This is a genomic window from Candidatus Pantoea edessiphila (assembly GCF_002933335.1).
Lineage (GTDB): Bacteria > Pseudomonadota > Gammaproteobacteria > Enterobacterales > Enterobacteriaceae > Pantoea_C.
On record NZ_PDKS01000001.1, the window covers coordinates 203,095 to 216,088 of the forward strand.

A 12,994-nucleotide genomic window follows, 5' to 3' on the forward strand; every position below is an offset into this window, starting at 1 on the left:
GAAATTAATATTTTTATGTTATTAAAATAAAATTATAATTCATTCATATTGGCAATATTGAAACCACCATCAACGTAAACGACTTGTCCTGTAATACCACTCGCTAAATCTGAACATAAAAACGCTGCTGCATTTCCTATTTCTTCAATTGTTATTGTGCGACGTATTGGAGTAACTTTTTTATAATATTCTAATATTTTGCGAAAATTTTTAATACCTGATGCAGCTAAAGTTCGTACAGGTCCGGCAGAAATCGCATTAACACGTATCCCTTCAGGTCCCATTGAATTTGCGATATAACGAACATTAGCTTCTAAAGAAGCTTTTGCAGGACCCATTACATTATAATTAGCAATTGCTCTTTTAGAACCTAAATAAGATAAGGTTAGTAAAGCTGAATTTTTATTTAACATCAATCTACATTCTTTAGCCATAGATACAAAACTATAGCTACTGATTTTATGAGTAATTTCAAAACCTTCATAGCTAACAGTATTAACATAATCACCTGATAACTGGTTATTAGGAGCAAATCCAATTGAATGAACTAAACCATCAAATTTAGGCCAATATTTAGATAATTCAAAAAATAGAAATTTAATGTCTTGATCCTGAGATACATCACATGGCAAAATTATTTTAGAATTGAAATTTTTCGCAAAATTTTCAATTCGATTTCTTGATTTAATATGCTGATAAGTGAATGCTAGTTCCGCTTTTTGTTTGTACATAGCTTCAGCAATACCATAAGCTATAGATAATTTACTAATAATGCCACTGATCAAAATACGTTTACCACTAAGAAAACCCATCATTTAATCCTTGGATATTTTAGTGCATTAAGCACTTACATGTTTACTTATATATGCCAAAATCGACATCTATAACAATAGAACATATGTTTATTATTAATATATTAATGCTAAGTAACAAACAATACAAAATATAAAATATTGATATTAAATATAATATTAATGTAATAATTTTAACTAAAAGTTAAAAAGAAGAAATATCTTAATAAAAATAAATTATAAATATTTAAGTTTAGTAATTAGCTGATTATTATTATAATAACGATGATATATGTAATTAAATCACTAATCTTTTTTGTTAATAAAATCAAATATAACAACTAATTAATAATGAAACAGTTGTTAGCTTTCAGTGTGTTTTTTATAAATTATTTTTTAAGCATAATTTATTGTTCTCTATTTTATCAAATACTATTTCTTTATTATTTGAATAAATGTATATCTTTTGGAAAGGAATTTGTATGTTAATAGGGATACCTAAAGAAAAATCATCAAATGAATCCCGTGTAGCTGCCACACCTATGACTGTAAAAAAACTAATTAATTTAGGTTTTAGTGTCTATGTTGAGAGTCATGCAGGCAAAAAAGCCAATTTTAACGATCAGGATTATATTAACTCTGGAGCAAATATCACTAATAGTCAAGTAATTTGGCAAGTTGACATAATTTTAAAGATTAATCCACCTGAAGATCAAGAAATACTATTAATAAAAAAAGGAAGTATATTAATAAGTTTTATTTGGCCTTCGCAAAATAAATCGTTAATTACAAAACTAGCAGCACAAGAAATAACAGTTATTGCGATGGATGCAGTACCACGAATTTCTCGCGCACAATCTTTGGATGCATTAAGTTCAATGTCTAATATTGCTGGTTATCGTGCTATAGTTGAAGCAGCTTATGAATTTGATAGATTTTTTGGTGGACAAATTACTGCAGCAGGCAAGGTATTTCCAGCTAAAGTATTAGTTATTGGTGCAGGAGTAGCAGGTCTGGCAGCTATAAGTGCTGCAAAAAATATGGGAGCTATAGTAAAAGCATTTGATAATCGTATTGAAGTGAAAGAACAAATACAAAGTTTAGGCGCAGAATTTCTTGAATTAGATTTTCCAGGAAAAATCAATTCTGAAGATAGTAGATATACTTCAATAATATCTAAAGATTTTATAGAAGCCGAAATAAAGTTGTTTTCTTATCAATCAAAAGAATCCGATATAATAATTACCACTGCTTTAATTCCAGGTAGAAAAGCTCCAATACTTATTACAGAAGAAATGGTATTAAATATGAAAAAAGGCAGTGTAATTGTGGATTTAGCTATACAATCAGGAGGAAACTGTTCATTAACTATTATAGACCAGATTATAACTACAAATAACGGTATAAAAATTATTGGTTACACTGATTTTGCTAGTCGTTTAGCCAATCAATCTTCTCAATTATATGCTACTAATGTATTTAATTTGATAAAACTAATATGTAAAGGTAATGATGGTTTAGTAAAACTAAATTTTAATGATGTAGTGATTCGCAGTATTACAGTTATTGATAATGGTAAAATCATTTGGCCTGCTCCTCCTGTTCCAGTTTCTGAAAAATCGCAAGTTAAAAATGTTAACTATAAAAAATACAACAAGATAGAAAATAAAAGTTGTGATATTTACAAATATATATTTATCACATTATTATCATTATTATTTATTGTATTATCTGATAATTTTTCACGCGAATTTTTATCTCATATCACCATATTTATGCTTTCCTGTATAGTGGGTTACTGTATAGTGTGGAATGTTAATCATGCACTACATACTCCATTAATATCCGTTACCAATGCTATTTCTGGTATTTTTATAATTGGATCTATACTACAGACAGGTATTAACTATTTGATAGATATTATTGCCTTTATCACTATATTACTATGTAGTATTAATATATTCGGCGGCTTTTATGTTACGCACCGTATGCTAAAAATGTTTCGTAGGGGGTGATGAAGTATGTCTATTAAATTAGTGATTTCAGCATATATCATTTCTGCTGTACTTTTTATTTTCAGTCTAAACGGTCTTTCAAAACATGATTCTGCTAAACGAGGAAATATTTTTGGTATAATGGGAATGATGATTGCATTAATTGCTACTATTTTATTTCAACACATGCTTTATAGCATTACATTAATTTTCATAGCAATATTTGTAGGTGGATTAATTGGCATTTTATTATCAAAACAAATTGAAATGACTAAAATGCCAGAATTAATTGCAATTTTACATAGTTTTGTTGGTTTAGCAGCAGTATTAGTAGGCGTTAATAGTTTCCTGAATAATATTATCACTCCTACAATATTTATGAAAACTAATATGTATTTGATTGAAATTTTTATTGGTATATTTATTGGTGCTATGACTTTTACTGGGTCTTTAATAGCATTTTGCAAACTTTCTGGTAAAATTAGATCACAACCATTAATTTTACTACATAATCATGCATTAAATATATTAATACTTGGAATTTGTTGTACAATATTGTTCTCCTTTGTTACTACTAATGATATTGTAACCAAAATTGTTTTATTAATAATAACGATATTAATAGCATTTTTATTTGGAGCACATCTAGTATTATCCATTAGTGGTGCTGATATGCCAATTGTAATTTCTATGTTAAATTCCTATTCTGGTTGGGCAGCAGCAGCAGCAGGATTTATATTGAAAAATGATTTGCTAATTATTACTGGTTCTTTAGTAGGTTCATCTGGAGCTATTCTTTCTTATATTATGTGTAAAGCAATGAATCGTTCATTTATTAATGTAATATATGGAGGAACTAATAATAAAATTACAGTTAAAAAAGAAGATTTAGCATGTGAGTATAATGAAATTTCGATAGATAAAATCGTAGAAATTTTAAAAAGTTCTTCATCTGTTGTTATCACACCTGGTTATGGTATGGCTGTTGCACAAGCTCAACACTCATTAGCAAAAATATCTTTACAACTTCAGCAATATGGCGTTAAAGTTGTTTTTGGAATTCATCCAATTGCTGGTCGTTTGCCTGGCCATATGAATGTTTTACTTGCAGAAGCCCGAGTTCCCTACGATATAGTATTAGAAATGGAAGAGATTAATGATGATTTGAGCAAAACTGATACGGTGTTAGTAATTGGAGCTAATGATACTGTAAATCCAGCAGCACTAGAAGATCCTAACAGTCCAATATCAGGTATGCCAGTACTAGAAGTATGGAAAGCTAAAAATGTTGTAGTATTTAAAAGATCTATGAGTTTTGGTTATTCTGGTATCAATAATCCGTTATTTTGTAAACAAAATACATATATGCTATTTGGTGACGCAAAAAAAGCTATAGATTCCATAATAAAATTGATTTAAGTGCATTACTTTAAATTTAAGTAATTATGTACTATTTGAATAACAGCTAATATTACCAATCATTTGTTCTGGTTTTACTAAATCATTAAATTCTTTTTCTGTTAGATATCCTAATTTTGACGCAGCAATTTTTAATGTTACACCTTCTTGGTATGCTTTTTTAGCAATTTTTGCTGCTTTATCATATCCAATATGATTATTAAGTACTGTAACTAGCATTAATGATTCATTTAAGAGTTGATTAATACGTTCATATACTGGTTCAATACCTGATGCACAATAACGGTTAAAACTATCTATTCCATCTGAAATTAGACGAATTGATTGAAGAAAATTATATATTATCATTGGACGAAATACATTTAATTCGAAGTTTCCTAATGAACCACCTATATTAATAGCAACATCATTGCCCATTACTTGACAAGAAATCATAGTTATTGCTTCGCATTGAGTCGGATTTACTTTGCCTGGCATTATTGAACTTCCTGGTTCATTTTCGGGAATAGTAATCTCTCCTAAACCACATCGTGGACCAGAAGACAACCATCTAATATCATTTGCAATCTTCATTAGCGACACAGCTACATTTTTCAATGTACCATGTGCATTAACTATTGCATTTGTACTGCTCAAGGATTCAAATTTATTATAAGCAGTAATAAAAGGTTGTTGAGTTAAATCAGCAATTACTTTAGCAATATTAACTGCATATTCAGGATGAGTATTTAGACCAGTGCCAACTGCAGTTCCCCCTAAAGCAAGTTCGCATAAACCAGGTATACTTTGTTTTATATTTTTGAGGTTATTTCTTAGCATCATTACCCAACCAGAAATTTCTTGTCCTAAAGTTAAAGGTATAGCATCTTGTAAATGGGTTCTACCTATCTTAACTATTTTTTTAAATGATTCAGATTTTTCACTTAGTGTATTAATTAATTTAACAATATTAGGTATCATGTGTTCAGTTATAGTAATAACAGATGCTATATGCATTGCACTTGGAAAGACATCATTAGAACTTTGTCCTTTATTTACATCATCGTTAGGATGTACTAGTCTTGATACACCTCTTTTACCTCCCATAATTTCACTTGCTCTATTAGCTATGACCTCGTTCATATTCATGTTAGTTTGAGTTCCCGAGCCAGTTTGCCATATAACTAGTGGAAATTCATCATTGTGCTTGCCATCCATAATTTCTTCAGCGGCTTTAATAATTGCATCAGCAATATTTTTTTTTAATATTCCTAAATCACAATTTACTTTTGCTGCAGCTAATTTTATTAATGCTAGCGCATAGATAAAAACAACAGGTGGTTTTTCCGTGGAAATATGAAAATGTTCTAATGAACGTTGTGTTTGAGCTCCCCATAATCTATCATTAGGAACATTTACAGATCCCATTGAATCTTTTTCAACTCTACCAGGTATCACTGATATATCTCCTTTTAAAATATATTATATAAATAATGAATACTAAATTAGTTTTTACAATTATAAATAAGTTTTATTTACTACATATGCTAAAATAGTTTATTTGAGAATATTTTATTTGTATATGATATTAAAATTATATGCTTCATTGAAGCACTATATAATAAAAGATTACCTATTACAGAACTATAGATAGGTACACATCATCAAAATCCTTCAAAAGTATCTTATAATAATAAAATGTATTTACTTTGTGTTTACCTAGTGAAATTATAGATTATAAATCCTTATAAGTTATTGGGCAATATATCACATACTCTGGTGAACTGCCTTTTTTATTTAAAATCTTATGTATTGAACATCCGTTATTCATTCAAATATTGGCTCAAAAAGGCTTCGTAAAAGAAAACATCCTATTGATCATAATAGATAGTTATCAACGTAATTATAAAGATAATAATTATAAACCTGAACTAATTTACGTAGTTACTGTTTTTTATGCATTAATTGGTTTTAGGGATTTTTCTAAAATAATTTTATTATTAAATACAATTATTGGTATTAATCCATTAATTTCTAAATTTCAAAATCAACCAAATAATTGCAATTTATTAAAATTACTAAAATATTTTTTATGTTTAAAAGACTATAAAAAACTAATGACCTTCAATATTATAAATATATAGATATTAAATATCTAGAAAAACCTTAGAAAACAATATAAAAATATAATGATAAATTATTCCCAAGATAATAAACTATTTTTGTTTATATTTTTTAATATTTTTTCCCTCAATTCTGGTGAAATAATATTTATATCATCAGGAATTTCATATACTTGTTTAAAAGGTGTGGCAATAGAAATTTCTGCTAATTCTGATCATGTTATACGTGCTGGTTTAACATAAAAATGTACAGATATATCTGATTTTTTGAAAAACATAAAACTACAACTAATTGATCAAAACAAAATATTGATAAATCCTAAAAAATTAAAAAATTGAAATACAATTCTTGTTTACAGTTAAAGATTTTATACATATGTTATAAAATGAATCACAGACTATATATCAAAATAATATAGCCATATTATTTTGTATTAAAGGTGAATTTAAGATCGTTAAAAATAACAATTATATCTTATGAGAATCTTTTTTGTTTCTACTGAAGAAATGCCTATAATTATTCAAGGTAATGGTTACTTAGCACGAGTATTTAATAATAAAATATATTAACATAATAATTATTCTATATTATTAATATCTTCTAATTTAGTAAAAATTATGTTTTAATGTTCATTTAATTTTTAATCAATTATTAAAAATAATACAACTTAAAATAACAGTTTATTTGTATTATAATAATAATTTTTGATAATTACTTTGTTTCGTCATCAATTAGATCATTATATTATAATGATCTATTAATGAACTCAATTTGGTAAAAATATATGATCGAAATAGAAAAAATACTTGGAATTGAATTAAAAAGTACTAATAATGATGACGAAATAAAAATGGTTGAAAAAAAAACAGCATGGATCGAGGAAAAAGACTGCATAGGTTGTAGTAAATGTGCTCGAATATGTCCCGCAAAAGCGATTGTAGGAATTATGCGCACTACCCACACAGTAATAAGTAATTATTGTAATAATTGTAATTTATGTATAGAATCATGTCCCGTTGATTGCATAAAAATAATCCCCATAAAAATTTTTATAAGCCATTTAGAATGGGATTCGGAAAATTTAACTGTTAAATTAGATGTATTATATAAGAAATAATAGATTACACTAAATGAAACAAAAAACACGCATAGAAATACTTAGCCGTTTTTCACAAGTGAATCCTAGACCTATTATAGAACTTAATTTTTGTTCACCATTTGAACTTTTAATATCAACATTATTGTCTTCTCAATCCACAGATATAATGGTTAATAAAGTTACTAAAAAACTGTATTTAAAAGCAAATACTCCTATAAGTGTTTTAAAATTAGGTTTAAACAACATAAAAAAATATATTAAACCTATTGGATTATATAACATTAAAGCACTGAATATAATTAAGATTTGCCATATCTTAATAGAAAAACATAATGGTAAAATCCCAAATAATAGAATGGATTTAGAAAAATTACCAGGTATTGGACCTAAAATAGCTGGTGTTATACTTAATACTATTTTTAATGAGCCAGTAATTGCTGTAGATACTCATGTTTTTCGTTTTTGTAATCGTACTAACTTTGCATTAGGTAAGAATGTCAAACAAGTAGAAGATAAGTTATTTAAGGTTGTTCCTGTTTTTTTTAAAAAACATTGCCATTTATGGATAGTTCTACATGGACGTTATATCTGTAAATCTCGTAATCCAAAATGTAATGAATGTATTATCAAAGATTTATGTAATTACTATAAAATAATCAATACATAATATCAATAATTGAAATGTTTATCAGTAAAACAACATTTTATATCCAGTTAATTAAACAATAATTTTTTTTACCTCTACGTACTAGAGTATATTTATTAAATAATTTATCATGTTTATTAAATTTGTAATTGACATTAGATTGCTTTGTACCATTTACGTAAATAGCACTATTATTAATCATAGTGCGAGCTTGACTAAGTGATGATACTAGCTTTGCTTGTACTAAAGCTTTTTGTAAATCTTCACATTTGTCTACAACAATAGTTGTAATACCATCAAAAGCTAGTTGTTTGAAATCTGATTCAGTCATATCAACTATATTGCTAGAAAATAGATTATCAGTAATGCGCTTTGCAGAAATTAAACCATTTTCTCCATGAACTAAACGGGTTATTTGTTCTGCTAATATATATTGCGCTCTTGGTGTTTTATTGGTGTTTTTATCTTCATGTTCTAAACTGTCTATTTCACTATTATGTAAAGAAGTAAAATATCGTAGAAAACGATAAACATCATTGTCAGAAGTATTGATCCAAAACTGATAAAACTTATAAGGACTAGTTTTTAAAGAATCCAACCATATAGTTTCATTCTCAGTTTTACCAAATTTAGTTCCGTCAGATTTTGTTATCAAAGGAACAGTTATACCAAACACTTGACAGTTATTAAGTCGATGTGTTAAATTGATACCTGATGTAATATTACCCCATTGATCAGAACCTCCAATTTGTAAAGAAACATCATATACTCTATTTAAATAAGCAAAATCATAACTTTGTAATAAATTATAAGAAAATTCAGTATAAGATATACCCTGATCACTGCGATTCAAACGTTGTTTAATAGCTTCTTTATTGATCATTTGGTTTACAGAAAAGTGTTTTCCTATATCCCTTAAAAAACTTAGCAAGCTAATTTCACTAAACCAATCATTATTGTCTACAATAACAGCACTATTACAACCACAATCGAAATTCAATAACTTTGTGATTTGTGTTTTTATTTTTTCTACACATTTTATTACAGTTTTATTATCTTGTAATTTTCGTTCTTTTGCTTTAAAACTAGGATCTCCAATTAAACCTGTAGCACCTCCTAATAATACAATAGGTTTGTGGCCTCGATCTTGAAAATATTTTAAACATATTATAGGTATTAAATGACCTAGATGTAAACTTTCAGCAGTAGGGTCAAAACCACAATATACTGATATTGGACCTTTTTTTAATTTTTTTTCTAATAATTCTCTATTTGTTAATTGGAATATTAAATTCCTACTATATAGATATTCTAAGATATTATTTTTTATCATTCATATATCCCAAATTAATTAAGACCAATTAATTTGGATATAATAATATAAAAGTTGTTCATGGTGCAAGACGATTTATTTCCCAAACATTGTCTTCTAACTTATATAAAAATCTATCATGTAGACGATGTTTTCCACCTTGCCAAAATTCCATGGTATTCACTTTAACTCTAAATCCTCCCCAAAAATTAGGTAATGGAATTTCACGGTTTTTAAATTTATCATCCATCTTTATAAATGTTTTTTCGAGTATTTCACGTGATTTTATATAAGAAGATTGTTTGGATACCCAAGCACTTATTTGGCTTTCTCTAGGACGTTCACGAAAATATTTTAGTGTTTCTTCAATTGATAACTTTTCTATTCTACCTAAAATCATTAACTGACGATCAAACAAATGCCATAAAAAATGTAAAGAAATATTTGGATTTTTATTGAAATGAAAAACTTTTCTACTACCAAAATTAGTGAAAAATACTAAACCTTTTACATCATATTGTTTCAATAACACGGTTCGTTGATAAGGTTGACCATTGCTATCTACCGTAGCTAATATCATGGCTGTTGGATCTGGCAAATAAGCTTTACAAGCTTCTATTAGCCAATAGTCAAATAATATTAAAGGATTGTCTGGTAAATCTTTTCGATTTAATTTTCCTTTTGTATATTCTCGCCTTAAGTTGGATATATTAGGTAATTGACTAAAAACATTCATATTTATTATTACTCAAATTGATAGAAATTTTGTTATAATATTAAAGAACAATGCAATATATTGAAAATATTATAACATTAATATTTCGTAATAAATTATACTTCGAACAATATGTGCTCTAATAAAAATATAATTATTTAATATCATTGCCGTTTATGCGTTCAAGTTCAATCATTATTGATTAACAATCAATAATGATTTTTTCATACTATATTTGTTATTAAAAAATATTATTTATTAGTTAATAATATCACACGATAATATGTTATTATAATTATCATTAATCTAATTGTTCAACTAAAATCTATGATTTATCAATTAATATTAAATATACAAAAATAATCTTTTTAACTTTATTCTTAAACAATTATTATATTGATAATTTCACATATACTCAACAAAGTATATCAGTAATTATTATAAATTATATAATGTCATTAACATAACTAGTTGTTTGGAAATAAAATAAATTTAATAATTTAGCAGAATAAATATTCTATATATCATATAGCTAATGCTTATCTTGTATTAATAAGTTAATTAAAAAATTATAGTTTTATTAGCAACTTTACTTAATTAATCATTTTGCAATGATAAGATTAATCAAAATATTAATTGTAAATTTAACTGAGCAAAAATTAATTAAATTTATTTTTATTATATAGTTCATGTTATTATAATGAGATGTTATGTCTGAGCTAAATTGTTTAAATTCTATTAATAAGAGGTTTCGTGGTTTTTATCCTGTTGTAATTGATATAGAAACTGCTGGATTCAATGAGCACACTGATGCTCTATTGGAGATTGCTGCGGTTACTCTTAAAATGGATGAAGATGGATGGATTCATCTTAACGAAACAAAACATTTTAATATTAAACCTTTTAAAGGGGCTATATTAAATCCAGATTCACTTGCATTTACTGGAATTGATCCAACAAATCCTTTACGTAGTGCTGTTAGTGAATATGAGGCATTAAATTCTATTTTTGATATGGTTCGCAAAGGAATAAAGGATACAGGCTGTAATTGTGCAATTATGGTAGCTCATAATGCAACTTTTGATTTTAAATTTATGATGGCAGCTATTGAACGTACGAGTCTAAAACATAGTCCTTTTCATCCTTTTGCTACCTTTGATACTGCTACTTTAAGTGGACTAATTCTAGGCCAAACAGTATTAGCTAAAGCATGCAAGGTAGCTGGAATAACTTTTGATAACATCCAAGCTCACTCTGCTTTGTACGATACAGAGCAGACCGCTGTATTATTTTGTGAATTGGTAAATAGGTGGAAGAGATTAGGAGGTTGGCCTCCAAAATCTATAAATAACATAGAAAATATTTCTAATTAAAGCCAACAAACGTCGGCTTTACCCTTCTATTTATTTATTGTATATTTGTTTTTTACTTGTTTAATAATAGACTGTAACTCGTTACACTGAAACATCTCTATAATAATATCACAACCACCTATTAGTTCACCATCAATCCATAACTGCGGAAAAGTAGGCCAATTAGAATATTTAGGAAGTTCTTCACGAATATCAGGATTTTTCAATATGTCCACATAAGCAAAACGCTCACCACAAGCTGATAAAAATTTTACTGCTTGAGCAGAAAAACCACAACTCGGTTGTTCAGGTGTACCTTTCATATATAGTAAAATGGGATTTTCTGATATTTGTTTCTGAATTTTTTCTGATGTACTAATAACCATAACAATATTCCTTACTGAACATGTAATATATTTTAATAAATTATATTAAATAAATCATATGTTTTAAGCAAAAATATAAACAATATGAAATTATTGACGATTAAATTGTAATACCATATTATATGTTCTATCAATATATTTAATCTAATAATAGTCATTATAATCATCATATACACAAATATTTCATGTTTAGTATATTATTGGCATTATGACCACTGCCAATAAACAAATTTTTTTGTTTTTGTTGATTATTTTAATCAAATAATCTAATCAAGTTTTAACTCAAATAAATTTACAACATAATAATTATGAATATCTCTTATTTAATGATATCAATCGTTCAATAGTATGAACTATTCCCTGAGTGTTTAGATCTATCTCAATATTTGCATGATATCCTAATCCTTTTTTTCCTATATTAGTACGTTTTAGTGTTTCAGGAACAAGAAATACACAAAAATTTTTTTCTATGATCTCACCAACAGTTAAACTAATTCCATCTATTCCTATAAATCCTTTATACAAAATATATTTCATTATATTAATATCTTTAATTTTCAACCATATAGTATAATTGTTGTCCGATTTATCTATTTCATAAATTTCAGCAGTTGTCATAACATGACCAGACATCAAATGTCCTCCTATTTCATGATTTATCTTTGCTGCTCGTTCAATATTTACTAAATCTCCCTCACATAAGCTATTTAAGTTACTGACTCTTAATGTTTCTCTTATTAAAGAAAAACTTATAAAAACCTCATCAATATTAGCCACAGTCAAACAGCAACCGTTAACCATTATAGATGATCCTAACGCTAGATTAAATGTTAATTCTTTTGGAAATTTGATTGTATAATAATAAGGTAATTTTTTTTTTTCTAGATATACTATTTCTGCAATTCCTTGTACAATACCAGTAAACATATTATTTTACCTTATTTAAACAGTTTTAATATATAATAATTTAATATCAAATTGAGTGTTGTTATTTATTAACAATTATTATAAATAAAATATTGATCAAGTTGTTTTAAATTATATATAATTTATTTGGTTAGAATATTGCGTTCTTAGCTCAGTTGGTAGAGTACCACTTTGACAGAGTGGGGGTCAATGGTTCAAATCCATTAGAACGCACCACTATTGTTTTATGTAAGATTTCTTTTTATTATTT

General features: G+C 26.8%; 13 protein-coding genes and 1 tRNA gene. 8 read left to right on the plus strand and 6 right to left on the minus strand.

Features of this window, described 5'->3' with window-relative positions; translation table 11 throughout:
- Positions 1 to 32: 32 nt before the first annotated feature.
- Positions 33 to 812: an SDR family oxidoreductase gene (locus tag CRV11_RS00930; protein WP_136131601.1), complete on the minus strand. Its 780-nt coding sequence runs from the start codon at positions 810 to 812 to the stop codon at positions 33 to 35.
- 461 nt (positions 813 to 1,273) lie between these two features.
- Between CRV11_RS00930 and CRV11_RS00935 the strand changes: the two genes are divergently transcribed.
- Positions 1,274 to 2,806, plus strand: a complete 1,533-nt coding sequence (locus CRV11_RS00935; protein WP_136131464.1) for a Re/Si-specific NAD(P)(+) transhydrogenase subunit alpha — start codon at positions 1,274 to 1,276, stop codon at positions 2,804 to 2,806.
- Between the two features lie 6 nt (positions 2,807 to 2,812).
- The gene (gene pntB, locus CRV11_RS00940; RefSeq protein WP_136131465.1) at positions 2,813 to 4,204 is read left to right on the plus strand and encodes a Re/Si-specific NAD(P)(+) transhydrogenase subunit beta; all 1,392 of its coding nucleotides are present in this window, start codon (positions 2,813 to 2,815) and stop codon (positions 4,202 to 4,204) included.
- A gap of 24 nt (positions 4,205 to 4,228) precedes the next feature.
- Here the strand turns inward: pntB and fumC are convergent, their stop codons facing one another.
- Entirely contained in the window at positions 4,229 to 5,611 is a 1,383-nt protein-coding gene (gene fumC, locus CRV11_RS00945; protein WP_422386596.1) for a class II fumarate hydratase, read from the minus strand.
- Between the two features lie 356 nt (positions 5,612 to 5,967).
- On the opposite strand from fumC, the gene CRV11_RS03780 reads away from it, so the two are divergent.
- The 4 genes from CRV11_RS03780 (at position 5,968) to nth (ending at position 8,073) form a co-directional block, all read left to right on the plus strand.
- The gene (locus CRV11_RS03780) at positions 5,968 to 6,327 is read left to right on the plus strand and encodes a type I phosphomannose isomerase catalytic subunit (protein ID WP_422386597.1); all 360 of its coding nucleotides are present in this window, start codon (positions 5,968 to 5,970) and stop codon (positions 6,325 to 6,327) included.
- Positions 6,328 to 6,372: 45 nt separating this feature from the next.
- Positions 6,373 to 6,549, plus strand: a complete 177-nt coding sequence (locus CRV11_RS00955; RefSeq protein WP_136131467.1) for a hypothetical protein — start codon at positions 6,373 to 6,375, stop codon at positions 6,547 to 6,549.
- Positions 6,550 to 7,091: 542 nt separating this feature from the next.
- A complete protein-coding gene (locus CRV11_RS00960; protein ID WP_136131468.1) occupies positions 7,092 to 7,424 on the plus strand; it encodes an RnfABCDGE type electron transport complex subunit B in 333 nt (110 codons plus the stop codon).
- A 13-nt stretch (positions 7,425 to 7,437) separates the two neighbouring features.
- The gene (gene nth, locus CRV11_RS00965; RefSeq protein ID WP_136131469.1) at positions 7,438 to 8,073 is read left to right on the plus strand and encodes an endonuclease III; all 636 of its coding nucleotides are present in this window, start codon (positions 7,438 to 7,440) and stop codon (positions 8,071 to 8,073) included.
- A gap of 37 nt (positions 8,074 to 8,110) precedes the next feature.
- Here the strand turns inward: nth and tyrS are convergent, their stop codons facing one another.
- Together tyrS and pdxH are read right to left on the minus strand one after the other, a co-directional pair.
- Positions 8,111 to 9,385, minus strand: coding sequence for a tyrosine--tRNA ligase (gene tyrS / locus CRV11_RS00970; protein WP_136131470.1), 1,275 nt, complete (start codon positions 9,383 to 9,385; stop codon positions 8,111 to 8,113).
- 58 nt (positions 9,386 to 9,443) lie between these two features.
- Positions 9,444 to 10,100 (minus strand): pyridoxamine 5'-phosphate oxidase, encoded by a 657-nt coding sequence (pdxH, locus tag CRV11_RS00975; RefSeq protein WP_136131471.1) that lies wholly within the window; start codon positions 10,098 to 10,100, stop codon positions 9,444 to 9,446.
- Positions 10,101 to 10,789: 689 nt separating this feature from the next.
- Here pdxH and rnt point away from each other — a divergent pair.
- A complete protein-coding gene (gene rnt, locus CRV11_RS00980; RefSeq protein ID WP_136131472.1) occupies positions 10,790 to 11,452 on the plus strand; it encodes a ribonuclease T in 663 nt (220 codons plus the stop codon).
- Positions 11,453 to 11,478: 26 nt separating this feature from the next.
- Here rnt and grxD read toward each other — a convergent pair whose 3' ends face one another.
- Positions 11,479 to 11,817 carry a Grx4 family monothiol glutaredoxin gene (gene grxD, locus CRV11_RS00985; protein ID WP_136131473.1) on the minus strand — a complete coding sequence of 113 codons (339 nt, stop codon included), beginning with the start codon at positions 11,815 to 11,817 and terminating at the stop codon, positions 11,479 to 11,481.
- A gap of 306 nt (positions 11,818 to 12,123) precedes the next feature.
- The gene (locus CRV11_RS00990) at positions 12,124 to 12,744 is read right to left on the minus strand and encodes a riboflavin synthase subunit alpha (protein ID WP_136131474.1); all 621 of its coding nucleotides are present in this window, start codon (positions 12,742 to 12,744) and stop codon (positions 12,124 to 12,126) included.
- Between the two features lie 140 nt (positions 12,745 to 12,884).
- Here CRV11_RS00990 and CRV11_RS00995 point away from each other — a divergent pair.
- Positions 12,885 to 12,960 (plus strand) — tRNA-Val (locus CRV11_RS00995).
- Positions 12,961 to 12,994 lie beyond the last annotated feature (34 nt).

Coding starts and splice junctions, on each gene's coding strand:
- CRV11_RS00930 (WP_136131601.1), bottom strand. CDS start 812: ATGGGTTTTCTTAGTGGTAAACGTATTTTGATCAGTGGCATTATTAGT.
- CRV11_RS00935 (WP_136131464.1), top strand. CDS start 1,274: ATGTTAATAGGGATACCTAAAGAAAAATCATCAAATGAATCCCGTGTA.
- pntB (WP_136131465.1), top strand. CDS start 2,813: ATGTCTATTAAATTAGTGATTTCAGCATATATCATTTCTGCTGTACTT.
- fumC (WP_422386596.1), bottom strand. CDS start 5,611: ATGGGATCTGTAAATGTTCCTAATGATAGATTATGGGGAGCTCAAACA.
- CRV11_RS00955 (WP_136131467.1), top strand. CDS start 6,373: ATGATAAATTATTCCCAAGATAATAAACTATTTTTGTTTATATTTTTT.
- CRV11_RS00960 (WP_136131468.1), top strand. CDS start 7,092: ATGATCGAAATAGAAAAAATACTTGGAATTGAATTAAAAAGTACTAAT.
- nth (WP_136131469.1), top strand. CDS start 7,438: ATGAAACAAAAAACACGCATAGAAATACTTAGCCGTTTTTCACAAGTG.
- tyrS (WP_136131470.1), bottom strand. CDS start 9,385: ATGATAAAAAATAATATCTTAGAATATCTATATAGTAGGAATTTAATA.
- pdxH (WP_136131471.1), bottom strand. CDS start 10,100: ATGAATGTTTTTAGTCAATTACCTAATATATCCAACTTAAGGCGAGAA.
- rnt (WP_136131472.1), top strand. CDS start 10,790: ATGTCTGAGCTAAATTGTTTAAATTCTATTAATAAGAGGTTTCGTGGT.
- grxD (WP_136131473.1), bottom strand. CDS start 11,817: ATGGTTATTAGTACATCAGAAAAAATTCAGAAACAAATATCAGAAAAT.
- CRV11_RS00990 (WP_136131474.1), bottom strand. CDS start 12,744: ATGTTTACTGGTATTGTACAAGGAATTGCAGAAATAGTATATCTAGAA.